Origin of the sequence: Streptomyces sp. SID5464, from assembly GCF_009862985.1 — a bacterium.
Classification (GTDB): Bacteria; Actinomycetota; Actinomycetes; order Streptomycetales; family Streptomycetaceae; genus Streptomyces; species Streptomyces chartreusis_D.
The window spans coordinates 224,612-236,867 of sequence record NZ_WWIQ01000021.1; the positions used below are offsets into that span (position 1 = coordinate 224,612).

12 protein-coding genes are annotated in these 12,256 nt (G+C 73.0%); 2 read left to right on the top strand and 10 right to left on the bottom strand.

Going from position 1 to position 12,256, the window contains the following annotated elements:
- Positions 1-71 precede the first annotated feature (71 nt).
- From GTY47_RS15000 to GTY47_RS15015, 4 genes are all read right to left on the bottom strand, one after another.
- Positions 72-1,577, bottom strand: coding sequence for a metallophosphoesterase (locus GTY47_RS15000; protein WP_010033469.1), 1,506 nt, complete (start codon positions 1,575-1,577; stop codon positions 72-74).
- 46 nt (positions 1,578-1,623) lie between these two features.
- A complete protein-coding gene (locus GTY47_RS15005; protein ID WP_010033471.1) occupies positions 1,624-2,481 on the bottom strand; it encodes an MHYT domain-containing protein in 858 nt (285 codons plus the stop codon).
- Between the two features lie 120 nt (positions 2,482-2,601).
- Positions 2,602-3,357, bottom strand: coding sequence for a dienelactone hydrolase family protein (locus GTY47_RS15010; protein WP_010033473.1), 756 nt, complete (start codon positions 3,355-3,357; stop codon positions 2,602-2,604).
- A gap of 146 nt (positions 3,358-3,503) precedes the next feature.
- On the bottom strand, positions 3,504-4,124 hold the full coding sequence (locus tag GTY47_RS15015) for an L-threonylcarbamoyladenylate synthase (RefSeq protein ID WP_010033475.1): 621 nt from the start codon (positions 4,122-4,124) through the stop codon (positions 3,504-3,506).
- Between the two features lie 170 nt (positions 4,125-4,294).
- On the opposite strand from GTY47_RS15015, the gene GTY47_RS15020 reads away from it, so the two are divergent.
- Entirely contained in the window at positions 4,295-5,788 is a 1,494-nt protein-coding gene (locus GTY47_RS15020) for a helix-turn-helix domain-containing protein (RefSeq protein WP_010033479.1), read from the top strand.
- Positions 5,789-6,018: 230 nt separating this feature from the next.
- On the opposite strand, the gene GTY47_RS15025 is transcribed toward GTY47_RS15020, so the two are convergent.
- The 6 genes from GTY47_RS15025 to GTY47_RS40880 are packed head-to-tail and all read right to left on the bottom strand — an operon-like array spanning position 6,019 to position 11,607.
- Positions 6,019-7,245: a cytochrome P450 gene (locus tag GTY47_RS15025; RefSeq protein WP_010033482.1), complete on the bottom strand. Its 1,227-nt coding sequence runs from the start codon at positions 7,243-7,245 to the stop codon at positions 6,019-6,021.
- Positions 7,242-8,480, bottom strand: coding sequence for a cytochrome P450 (locus GTY47_RS15030; RefSeq protein ID WP_010033484.1), 1,239 nt, complete (start codon positions 8,478-8,480; stop codon positions 7,242-7,244). The genes GTY47_RS15025 and GTY47_RS15030 overlap by 4 nt, the downstream gene beginning before the upstream one ends.
- Complete coding sequence (locus GTY47_RS15035) at positions 8,477-9,100, bottom strand: ATP/GTP-binding protein (RefSeq protein ID WP_010033487.1); 624 nt, start codon at positions 9,098-9,100, stop codon at positions 8,477-8,479. Before GTY47_RS15035 ends, GTY47_RS15030 begins: the two co-directional genes overlap by 4 nt.
- Positions 9,072-9,434 (bottom strand): DUF742 domain-containing protein, encoded by a 363-nt coding sequence (locus GTY47_RS15040; RefSeq protein WP_010033490.1) that lies wholly within the window; start codon positions 9,432-9,434, stop codon positions 9,072-9,074. Before GTY47_RS15040 ends, GTY47_RS15035 begins: the two co-directional genes overlap by 29 nt.
- A complete protein-coding gene (locus GTY47_RS15045; RefSeq protein ID WP_010033492.1) occupies positions 9,431-9,853 on the bottom strand; it encodes a roadblock/LC7 domain-containing protein in 423 nt (140 codons plus the stop codon). Before GTY47_RS15045 ends, GTY47_RS15040 begins: the two co-directional genes overlap by 4 nt.
- Positions 9,850-11,607, bottom strand: a complete 1,758-nt coding sequence (locus tag GTY47_RS40880; protein WP_010033495.1) for an ATP-binding protein — start codon at positions 11,605-11,607, stop codon at positions 9,850-9,852. Before GTY47_RS40880 ends, GTY47_RS15045 begins: the two co-directional genes overlap by 4 nt.
- 342 nt (positions 11,608-11,949) lie before the next feature.
- Between GTY47_RS40880 and GTY47_RS15055 the strand changes: the two genes are divergently transcribed.
- Positions 11,950-12,186 carry a hypothetical protein gene (locus GTY47_RS15055; RefSeq protein ID WP_010033497.1) on the top strand — a complete coding sequence of 79 codons (237 nt, stop codon included), beginning with the start codon at positions 11,950-11,952 and terminating at the stop codon, positions 12,184-12,186.
- Positions 12,187-12,256: the final 70 nt, after the last annotated feature.

Here is a 12,256-nt window from a genome sequence, read left to right on the forward strand (position 1 = left end):
GCCAACCCGGCAGCGGCCCGTGCTGTTCCCGCCCGGCGGTCCCCGCCGCACCGGTTTCCCGCCGCACCGGATCAGCGCAGCGGGATCGTCACCTCGTCCTCGACCGGCGGGGCGAGTTCCTGGGCGCGGTTGCCGGTGGCCGCGTAGCAGCGCAGCCGGACCGACTCCGGGGAGACGTCCAGGCGCAGGAAGCACTTGAAGAACGGCGGGCTGTACGTCGCCGAGCTCGGCGAGAACAACGACGTGTAGATCTTCCGCACGGGCAGCCGGAACCGCTTGGCCCGGTCGGGCCGGCGGCCGGTGCCGAGCAGCCCGGCGACCAGCCGGACGCGCCGGGTGACGCGGGTGTCCGCGCCCGGGACACGGGTCGGCGGGATGCCCAGGCGCTCCGCGATCACGGCCGTCGCCTCCGCCTCGGTGAGCGTGAAGAAGCGGGGCATGCGCAGCCGGCGGCCGTAGAGCCGGCTGTAGAAGGCGAGGGAGTCGCCGCGCAGCGGATAGCAGCGGAAGTCCCGCTCGGTCACGTTCGCGACGTTGACGCGGGGGATGGTGTGGGTTGCGTGCATGAACGCCCCGCCGCCGCCCGCGACGACGTACTGGAGGGTGCGCCCGTCGTCCAGCCGCACCGGGTAGCGCTGGTAGTTGTGGATGTCGCCGCCAATCGCCGCCACGTAGTGGTGCGCCGGGTCGCGGACGATGTCGTCGACGGTGCCGCCCCCTTCGATGGCGCACGGCTCGTGCCGACCGTCGACGTACAGGGGCGACCCGGTGACCAGGATCTTCGGGCGGGGTCCATGGGAGACCTCGCGCAGCCAGGCGCCCTGTTCGGCGTCGAGGGTGCCGAGCAGGCCCGTGTCGATGCCTATGATCCGCACGGGTCCGGCGTCGATCGCCCAGTACGGGCCCGGCTGGACGGCCTGCTGGGCGGGTGCCGAGCGCAACCTCCGGGCCTCGGCGAGGTGTTGCCCGTGGTCCCTTCGCGGCCGGTGCCAAAGCAGGGACCGCAGCCAGGCCCGGGTCAGAGGGCGCGGCCGGGGCTCGGGAGGCAGCGGCGGGGCGTCGTCGCAGAAGACGCGCATGAATCCGCCGAGGTCCTCGTACCAGTCGTGATTGCCGGGGATCGCGTAGATCGGCGCCTGGTAATCGCGGTAAGGGCGGAAGAACTTGGTGTGGTAGTCGTCCGCGCTGCCCACCGGGTAGATCACGTCGCTGGCCAGCACGGCGAAGCGGGTGTCCAGGCCGACCTTCAGAAAGCCGGGCACGACGGCGTACTGGGGGTCATCGCCCTCGCCGGTGTCGCCGATGACCAGGAACGAGAAGCGCTCCGGATCGTCGCGCCGGATCACCTTGTCGGCCGGTGCGCCGGCGGCCGCGCGCTGCGTCACCCACCGGCCGCGGGTGCGGCCGGTCGGGTCACCGAACCAGGAGGCCAGCACCCCGTTGCGGGCGGCCCACCACATTCTCGGGTCCAGCCAGGAGATCTTCTCGACCTGCTGCGGCATCAACTGCCGGTAGGCGCCGCGTTCGCCGGTGCCCCAGCCGGCGCCCTCGGCCGTGTGGCGTGAGGAGTCAGACACCGCTGCACCGTAACAATGATCTACGAGCCGTCCGCGGGCGGGTCGTTCACCGGCCGCGGGTGGGCGAGTCCGCGTCGTGCCACGACGTGCGCGGCGCGGGAATGGAGTTGGCGGCCCGGACGCCGGCCGAGCGGCCCGGGTGCCGGGCGGGGCTGCGGTTCTCCGCCCTCTCACCGTGCACCAGCAGCGGGTCGAACATGACCACGACCCCGGCCAGCAGCAGGAAGACGACCGGCCCCAGCAGCATCGGCAGCAGGAGCGACAGGGGCGAGTCGCCCTCCCACGTCCCGCCGGTCGTGTCGTGCACATGGACGCTGACGGCGGCCATGCCCGTGTAGTGCATCCCGGACACCGCCACGCCCATCACCAGGCTCGCCCCGAGGCTCGTCATCAGGCCGCGGATCGTGACGGCGGACCACAGCGCGGCCGTCGCGGCGGCGATGGCGATCAGCACGGACAGTACGACGCCGACCGGGTCGTAGCCGATGTCACCGTGCAGCCGCATCGCGGCCATGCCCAGGTAGTGCATGGCCGCCACCCCCAGTCCGGTGACGACACCCGCGACCGCCAGGGCGACACGTCCCGTGCCGCGGTAGCCGACGATGAACACGCCGACGCCCACAACGGCGACGGCCACGACGAGACTGAGCACCGTCGTGGCCGCGTCATAACGGACCCGGGTCTCCTCCACGTGGAAGCCGGTCATGGCGATGAAGTGCATCGTCCAGATCCCGCACCCGATGGAGGCGGCGCCTAACGCCAGCCAACCCGGCTTCCAGGACCGCGCGTTCAGCAGCGAGCGCACGATGCACCGCAGCCCCAGCGCCCCTCCCAGACAGGCCATCAGATACGCCGCCACCGGGGTCACCGCACCGTAACGGAACCCCTCGACCGTGCCCTCCATGAGCCAACTCCCCCCGAGTCGCGCCTGGTGTTCAGCAAGGTCTACGCGCAGGGATCGCGGGAAAGCAAGCCCTTACCGTCGGTAGGGCGGCAACTCCTGTTCACCAGGAGTCGATTGAGGTCAGAATGTGCGCTTCAGCAGGTCGAGCAGAGCCGCCCAGTGCCGCTCGTCGCCCTCCTTGTGGTACGACGCGGTGTCGGCCTGCGTGAAACCGTGGGGCGCGCCCGTGTACACCTCGCAGCGGTGGCGGACGCCCGCCTCGGTCAGGGCCTCCTCCAGGCGCTCGATCTGCTCCTCGGGCAGCGAGGGGTCCTGGTCGGCGTGGCCGAAGTACAGCTCCGCGGTGACCTTGCCGGCCACCAGGTGCGGGCTGTCCGGCGTGTCCGTGGCCAGCCGCCCGCCGTGGAAACCGGCTGCGGCCGCGACCCGCTCCGGGTACGTCCCGGCCGTGAGCAGCGACAGGCGCGCCCCCATGCAGTAACCGGTCAGCGCGACCGGACCGTCCGCCACCGCGGGTGACTCGGCCAGCCAGCGCAGATAGGCGCCGGCGTCCCGCATCGCCCGTTCGGTCGTCAGGGCCTGCATGACCGGCATGATGCGCTCGAATATCTCCGGCCGCGCCCCCGGGTCGATGAGCTCGGGCAGCTCGAACAGCGGGGCGCGGCCGTGCCGGTAGAACACGTTGGGCACCAGCACCGCGTACCCCTCACCGGCCAGCCGGTCGGCCATGGACCGCAGCCATGGGCGCAGGCCGAAGGCGTCCATGTAGAGCAGGACCGCCGGGTGGGCGGCCCCGTCCGCGGGACGGGCCAGATACGCGTCGGCGGTGCCGTCCTCGGTGGGGATGTCGACGGCGGTTCCCTGTACGGCGGTCATGACTGGGCTGCCTCTCTGCGGGTGTCGGCCAGGAACCCGTCCGTGTCACCGGGCGGATCACGGGCATCGTGACACGCCGCTTCCCGGGGCATTTCGCCCACCCCCCCCACACCGGGCGCAACCGTGAACGCCCCTTGGCGCGCGCTTTACTCGAACCGTGAGGTGTCGCCCGCGCCGTGCCGCACGATCTCGGCCTCCCCACCGGAGAAGTCGATCACCGTCGTCGGCTCGGTGCCGCAGTCACCGGAGTCGACCACCCCGTCCAGCACGTGGTCGAGCAGGTCCTTGATCTCCCAGCCCTGCGTCATCGGCTCCTCCTCGCCGGGCAGCAGCAGGGTGCTGGACAGCAGCGGTTCACCGAGCTCGGCGAGCAGGGCCTGGGTGACGACGTGATCGGGGATCCGCACGCCGACCGTCTTCTTCTTGGGGTGCTGGAGCATGCGCGGCACCTCCTTCGTCGCGGGCAGGATGAACGTGTAGCTGCCGGGCGTCGACGCCTTGATCGCGCGGAACACGTCGTTGTCGACCCGCACGAACTGACCGAGCTGCGCGAAGTCCTGGCACACGAGGGTGAAGTGGTGCCGGTCGTCCAGCTTGCGGATCGTACGGATCCGCTCGATGCCGTCACGGCTGCCCAGGCGGCAGCCCAGTGCGTAACAGGAGTCCGTGGGGTAGGCGACAAGAGCGTCCGCACGGATGCTGTCGGCGATCTGGCCGATGGTGCGGGGCTGGGGGTTGTCGGGGTGCACGTCGTAGTACTTCGCCATCCGCCGAGCTTATGCCGCCCGCGCAGTGCGGCGGCGCAGGGCGGGGTGTCGGCCCGCGGGCGGACGCCGGGGGCTTCCGCCCGGGACGCCCGGGACGATAGCGCGGGACGTGTGAGGTAACGTCCGCGACCGGTGCGCCGGATGGCGCGAGGAACGAGGGGAAGGCCGAGGTGGCTGGCCGAGAGGACGGGAACCGGCAGCAGGGGACACCGGCCGGGCCGGGCCCGGCGTGGGCGGAGGAACTGCTCGAGCACCTGCGCCCGGCGGGGCGCGACGTGCGCAGGGTCGTGGGCTGGCTCGCCGGCGCCGTGCGCGGGTCCGTGGCCCTTCAGGACGCCGCCGGGAACCTCCTGGCCGGAACCCGGCTCCCGCTGGACGAGGGCCTCGTCACGGACATCACCGCCGGCCGCATCGCCTCCGCCGCCTGGGAGAGCCGGGAGCGCCATCAGCGCCTGGTCAGGGTGGAACACCCGTCCCACACCTGCGTCCTGGCCGTCTCCCGCGAGACCCCCTTCGACCGCCGGGCCGCCGACGTCGTCACACACACCGCCCAGGTGATCGAGCTCCTGCTGACCGCGCGCGAGTCGACCGCGGCCGGGCACCGGCTCCGGCGGGCCACCTCCGACCTGCGCCTGGCGATCCTGCAACTGCTGATGGTCGAGGACACCATCGCCGCCCGCCGGGTCGCCGCCGGGCTCTGGCCCGGACTGCTCGACGCCGACACGGCCCGTGTGTACGTCGTCGAGTCCGACCCCGCCGTACGCGACCGGATCGCCCAGGAGTGCCTGGCCGGCACCGGGGAGGACGCCCTGGTCGTGCGCTGCCCGGCCATGGACGGCCACGTCATCGTCGTCAGCCCCCGTGACACCACCGGCGAGACCCTGCGGTCACTGGTCGACCGGCACCCGGACATCTTCCTCGGCGGCAGCGTCCGGCAGAGCCTCGCCCGGACCGCCACCGCGTACGGACAGGCCGTCAGCGCCCTCGCCGTCGCCCGTTTCCGGCCCGACAAGACGGCGGTCTACGCCGAGCGCACCCACCCCGAACGCCTCATGGACCCGGGGGCGCTGCGCGGCTGGACGGCCCGGGTGCTGCGCCCGCTCGACACCCTGCCGCACCACACCCGCGCCGAACTCCTCGCCACCACACGCCTCGGCCTGGAGTTCACCGCCGTCAACGCCGCCAAGGTCCTCGGCGTCAGCCGCAACACGGTCCGCGCCCGTATGGAACGCGTGGAGGCCCTGCTCGGCACCGACTTCGCCGACCTCACGGTCCGGGCCGTCGTCCACCTGGCGCTCAACACCCAGATCGGCCTGCCCGACGGCCGGCACCCCGACGACACCGGCAACTCCACGCTCCGGCTCTCCGACCTGCTGTCCGGGTCCGCCGTACGCACCTGGGCCCAGGACCTGCTGGGCCGGCTGGAGGCGGACGCCCGGAACCCGCGCCGGACGCTGCGCACCTGGATCGCCGTGGGCGGCAACGCCGAACGGGCCGCGCAGGCCCTGGGCATGCACGCGCAGACCGTGCGCGAGCACGTCCGCAGCGCCGAACCCGTGCTGGAACGCCAGCTCCTCGCCGCGGGTACCGACCTGTACGAGGTCGTGCTGGCCCACCTGGCCGTCGGTGACCTCGATCTGCCGGCTCTGCGCCGCCACGACTGACCGGCCGGCCTCAGGGGCAACCGGTTGGCCAGGTCGCGGCGGGACGAAACCGGGCCATCCGGACTCAGCTGTGCACGAGTGAGCCCTGTTGAGCGTGCAACGGGCATCGACGCGATTCACAAGGCCTCAGCCAGGGACGTAGGTTCGACGAACCGCGGGGGCTCGACCGGAACGGGGGACCGGTCGCGCTCCCGCGCGCTGCGCCGAGAGGCGGCGTCCCAGCGGCTGCCTCAGCCACGCAGTCGCACGGGTATCTCCTGCCAGCCGAAGGCGATGAACGACGGCACCTGCCGCAGGCCCTCGTCACCCGCGGCCAGGCTCAGGCCGGGGAACCGGTCGAACAGCGCCGGCAGCGCGGTCAGCGCCTCCAGACGGGCCAGCGGCGCCCCGATACAGCGGTGGACCCCGAGCCCGAACGCCAGATGGTCGTCGGCGGCGCGCGTGGCGTCGAAGACGTCGGCGTCCGGCCCGTAGTGCTCGGGATCGAGCCCCGCGGCGGCGTACGTCGTGAGGATGGCGTCTCCGGCCGGGATCGTGACGTCGCCGACGGTGAGGTCCGTGACGGCGAACCGGAGCGGCAGCGAGGCGACCGACGGGTGCGCGCGCAGCGTCTCGTCGACGACGGCGTCCCAGCCGATCTCCCCGGACCGTACGGCGGCGAGCTGCTCGGGGCGGCGGAGCAGGGCTACCACCGCGTTGCCGATGAGATTGACGGTGGTCTCGAAACCGGCGCCGATGACCAGCAACAGCGTGTACAGCAGCTCCTCGTCGCTGAGCCGGTCGCCGTCCTCGTCCCGGACCCGGATCAGTTCGGTGGTCATGTCGTCGCCGGGGTGCGCGGCCTTGTGGGCGATCAGCGCGGGGAGCACCGTGCCGATCTGCCGCTGGACGGACGCCGCGTGCTCCGCGCTCGGGTCGGTGGTGTCCATGATGGCCGCGATCATCCGGCTGGTGTCCTCGCGTAACGCGTCGGGAACACCGAACAGTTCGGAGATGATCCGCATCGGCAGCGGACGGGCGAACCCCTCCTTGACGTCCACGACCTCGCCGTCGGCCGCGTCGAGCGCGTCCAGCAGCTCCGCGGTGATGGCCTCCACCCGGGGCCGCAGCGCCTCGGTGCGCCGGTGCGTGAAGCTCGGTGCCACCAGCTTGCGCAGTCGCGTGTGGTCCGCGCCGTAGGTGGTGAACATGTTGATCACGCCTACCCAGCTCACGATCCAGCCCCAGGACGGGTGCCGGCCGATCTCGGGCCACAGCCGCCAGTGCAGCCGCGGGTCCTTGCTGACCCGCGGGTCGAGGATGAGCTCCTTCAGCGTGTCGTAGCGCGTGGGCGCCCAGGCGGGGATCCCGCCGGGCAGCTCCACGGGCACGATCGGGCCGAGGACGCGCAGCCGGGCGCACTCGCCCGCGATGTCCGCGCCGAACGGGTCGAGTGCGATGCGGTCGGTCACGGTCACGGTCGTCCTCCTGGCTGATCGGGGGAGCGGGGGGTGAAACGGACGGGCAGCGCCGTCAGCGAGCGGTGGAAGGGGCCGGGCCGCCAGGTGAGACGCTCGCGGGGCAGCACGGGTTCCAGGTCGGGCAGCCACTGGGTGAGCCGCTCGATCGCCTCGGTGGCGATGAGCAGCGTGTGCTGCCTGACCGGGCAGGCGTGCGGGCCCGCCGACCAGGACAGGTGGGAGGCGTCGCCCGGGTGCCGGTCCGCGCCGCGCTCCCGCTCGGTGGCCTGTGCCAGCGCCCCGTACGAGACCACCACCGGCACCGCGGCCCTGATCCACACGCCGTGGAAGGTGACCGGAGTGCGGGCGTAGTGGATGCCGTAGTTGGCGAGCGGCGTCTCGTGGTGCAGCACCTCCAGCACCGCGTCCGTCACCGGGCGGGCGCCGCTGGTGAGCGTCGAGTAGTAGGCCGGGTTGCCGAGGATCCTGGACAGCGCGTTGGACACCAGGTTGGCCGTCGGCTCGTGTCCCGCGCCGAGCGTGAGGAACACCTGCCAGGTGACCTCCTCGGGGGTCAGCCCCGCCGGATGGTCCAGCAGCCAGCTCGGCAGGTCGTCGCCGCGCCGCTCGGTCTTGGCCGCGATCAGCTCCAGCACGTACCCGGCGAACTCGGCCTCGCCCTCCGCCGCCTGCGCACCGCCCTCGATCAGCTTGGCGAGCGCGGCGTCGAGCCGGTCGCTCGCGCTGTCCGGCAGCCCGAACAGGCTGTTGAACACCAGCGCCATCAGCGGCCTGGTGAACTCGCCGACCAGGTCGGCCTCGCCCCGCGGCCCGATCCGGCTCACCAGCAGATGGACCGCGCGGTGCACCCGGCCGCGCAGGTCGTGCGGTTCCACCAGGTCGAAGGCGTCGATCAGCGTGGTGCGGTAGCGGATGTGGGCGGCCCCGTCGGCGAACAGCGTGTTGGGCCGCCAGCGCATCATGCCGAGCACCGGGGAGTCGTCCGGGACGGCCGCCTCCCACGGCCGGGGATCGTGCGAGAACGTCTTCGTGTCGTGCAGCAGATCCAGCGCCGCCCGCCGGTCCGTGACGACGTACGCCGGCACCCCGGGGGCGAGTTCCGCCCAGCCGACCGGGCCCTGGGCGCGCAGGGCGGCGTAGTACGGGTGGGGGTCGCGGGCGAAGCCGTCCTCCCACAGGCGCACGGGCGCCGCGACGGAGAAGGCCTGCTCGGCAGGGGACGGGTGGGTCACCGGTGCTCCGCGGGTCGGTGGTCGATCAGGTGCTGGACGAGGGCGAGCAGGGAGTCGATCGAGGAGTTCGCCTCCCGCGCGTCGCACGTCACCATCGGGGTCGTCGGTTCCAGGTCCAGAGCGGCGCGCAACTGCTCGGGGGTGTGGTGCCGGGGCGCGTCCGGGAAGGTGTTCAAGGCGACCGCGTACGGCAGCCCGGTCTCCTCCACCAGCCCGAGCACGTCGAACGAGGCGTCGATCCGGCGGGCGTCGACCAGCACGAGCGCGCCGAGCGCCCCATGGGCGATGTCGTCCCACAGCGACCGGAACCGTTCCTGGCCGGGCGTGCCGAACAGATACAGCACGATCCCGCCCGGCAGGCTGATCCGGCCGAAGTCGATGGCGACCGTGGTGGTCGACTTCTCCCGGACCCCGGCGAGATCGTCGACGTGCGCGGACGCCTCGGTGAGCTGCTCCTCCGTGTGCAGCGGGCGGATCTCCGACACCGAGCCGATCAGGGTCGTCTTGCCCACCCCGAAAGGCCCCGTGACCAGGATCTTCACCAGGTCACGGGCGGTGTCCGGGAGATGGATGCCGCCGCCGGCGGCGCCATCAACGGTGCTTGAGGTCGCGGAGGCCATCGGCCACTCTCTTCAGCAGGTCGGGGTCGAAGCGCCGGGCGGGCGGGATCGGCGCGCGGGCCAGCACCAGGTCACGGTCGATGAGGTCGGCGGCCAGCACCAGCACGGCGGAGACGGGCAGCCGCAGCAGGGCCGCGGCCTCCACCACCGTCAGCGACCCGTACTCCAGCTCCTCCAGCAGGGCCGCCTGCGCGGCGGGCAGATCGGCGGGAGGCGGATCGCCGCTGCCGGTGAGGACCGACAGCCGCTCCAGATGGGCGCGGCTGGGCCGGGCCACCCCGCCGGTCGACAGGTACGCGGGAACCAGGGGACGGCCGCCTCGGCGGCCGGTCATGCCGGCGTGTCGCCGTCGGCACCTCGGGGCCCGGCGGCCATCGCCTTCTCACCCAGCCGCGCGACCTGCGAGTGCACCCGGTGCGCGAGCAGGTCCAGGCGCACCTCGGGGTCGCCGTACGCGGCGACGCAGGTGCCGTGGTCCGTCGGCACGATGAGCACATAGCCGTGGTCCGACTCGATGACGACCTGCCGGATGTCGGCCCGGTCGGTGTCGGCGAACGCCGCCGCCGCGGTACGGCAGGCGCCCTGTACGGTGCTCGTGATGGCGGCGACCCGCTCGGCCGACGGCTGCGACAGCGCGTCGGTGTAGCCGGTCACGAGCCCGTCCCGGGTGAGCAGGACGGCGGCCACGACGTGCGGCACCTCCAGAACCGGTTCGAGCACCCAGGCCGTGTCCCCCGCTGCGCGGCTGGTCATCGAGCCGTTCCCCCTTCGTGGTCGTTCCGGTCTCGGCCGGTGTCGTCGGTCCCGTCGGCCGTGGTCGCGGCCGGGGCACCCTCAGGTACGGCTGGAACGGCGCCGGTGTTCGGCCGGGCGGCGAAACGGGCGGCCGCCGTGCCGGACTGCAGGGCGCCGAGGGCGGCGGCGGACTCCTCGGGACGCCGCGGTCGGCGCTGTGGTGCGGGTGCGGGTGCGGGTGCGGGTGCGGGTGCGGGAGCGGGTGCGGAGGCCGGGGTGTCCGGCGGGGGCGTGGCCCGGCTGCGGCGACGCCGCTGGGGGAGTCCGCCGCTGTCACGGGGGCCGCGGTGGCCGGGGGCCGGGGCGGAGGTCCGGTCGTCCTGGTCGGTGCCGTAGCCGTGATCGTCGGGTGCGGTGGGGCGGGTCGCGGCGGTGGGGGACGGGGGCTCGGGGTTCCGGGGCGAGGTGTGCGGCTCAAAGCCGTGGGGCGCGGTGGCCGAGGCCGGTTCGGATGCACGGGGCGGGGCGGAAGGGGCGTCAGCGGTGACAGCGGTGGCAGGGCTGGCTGAGGCGCCAGGGGCCGACGCGCCCGAGTCGGCACCGTCCGGCGAGGCTGCGGAGGGCGAGGCAGCGCCGGCGTAGGAGGACGCGGGGACCCCGGAAGGCGAGGCGCCACCGTCCGCCGTGCCCCGCGCGACCCTCCGCGTCGAACGCGGGGCGCTGGCCGCCGGAGGCAGTTCCTCGGGATCGATGCGGGTCAGCAGGTGACTGTCGACCCGCAGCACCGCCCGCACCCCGCCGTACGGGGACGGCGAGGTCAGGTCCACGCTCAGATCGAACTGCCGGGTCAGCTGGCCGATGGCGGCGAGTCCCATGCGCGGCGGGTCGCCGAGCTCGGTGAGCAGGATCGGTTCGGAGCCGGCCACCATCCGCTGGGCACGGGCCCGTTCGTCCTGCGTCATGCCCAGCCCGGCATCGTCCACGGTGACACAGACACCGTGGTGGACGGCCTCCAGGTTGACCACGACGTCGGTGTCGGGCGCTGAGTGCCGCAGCGCGTTGTCGAGGAGCTCGGCGACGATGATGGCGACCGGCTCGACGGCGTGGGACACCAGTGCGGTCCCGGCCTCCAGGTGGTTGTGGATCCGCACGCGCTGGTAGCCCGTGAGCCGGGCCTGACCGCCCGTCACCGCGTCCACCAGATGGGACTCCTCCCGGGCCAGCCCCACCCAGGCCCCGCACACCACCGCGGCGATCTGCGCGCGCCGCAGCGACTGCTCGTTCTCGTGGTCGAGCTCGAACAGGGTTTGAGCCAACTCTGGGTCGTCGTAACGTTGTTGCAGACCGCGCAGGGCGTCCTGCAACCGGTACAGCGCCGCCTGGATCTCCCGTGTGGCCCCGCGCATCCCGGCCTTCGCGGCGGCGTCGATGCGGGTGCGCTGCGCGGCGAGTTCCGCGTGCAGCGCCTTCAGCACCTGCTCCAGCGCGAGGCCCAGGGGCGAACCCGCGAGCTGCGGGCTGAGCGGGCCGGGCACGGCGACGTGCGGATGGGCCACCTGCCGGGCCGCGGCGGGCACGCGCCGCGCCGCCAGGTGCTCGACCTCGGCCGTGAACGCCCGTGTGGTGCCGTCGAGCCGGGCCCGCAGGGCGGCCGTCTTCGCGCGCTGCGCGGCCAGTTGCCGCCGCGAGCGCAGCAAACCGCCGCCGAGGGCGAACGCGGACAGTGTGCCGACGGCGAGACCGCCGACGACCAGGTCCGGTAATTCGATCATCGAGTCGAGTCCAGGGAGAGTCGGGCAGGGCGGAGTCCGAGGCGCTCTGACGAGCCACCCGCAGCACAGTACACACCGTCATCGACCGGTCTCGCACGGTGGAGCGGCACTTCGTTCCGGAACTGACCGGGGTCTGTTCGCTTCTGTGGCAACTGTCAGGATTGCCGTACGGGGGAGGGGAGTTGGTGGTCCGTACGGGTCTGGTCGGCGGGTCGACCACCCGTCCGCAACGGTCGTGACCGGGTGGTCACCGAACGTGATGCGGGCGGGCTGTGTGTCCGACCGGAGGACGGGTACCCGTCCGGCGCCTGAAGAGGTCCGCTCCGCAAGAAGGAGGCCCGAATGACCAGCGAGACGGAGACCGGCGGCGTGACCGGTACGCAGGACAAGGACTACAACCTGATCTGGTACGTCGAGGCGTGCCTGAACAACGCCCTGCGTCTGGAGAGCTACATCCAGGACGCGGAGCGCGCCAAGGACACCGAGGTCGCGGACCTGTTCCGCAAGGCCCAGGCGGACAGCCGCAAGGGTGCCGAACTGGGCAAGGGGCTCCTGCGCGCACGCCTCAACGGCGGCTGAGGCCCCACCGGGGCCGGACGGCCCGGACACCGCCGACGGGCGGGGTCCGGGCCTTTTCGTGTCCGGGCTT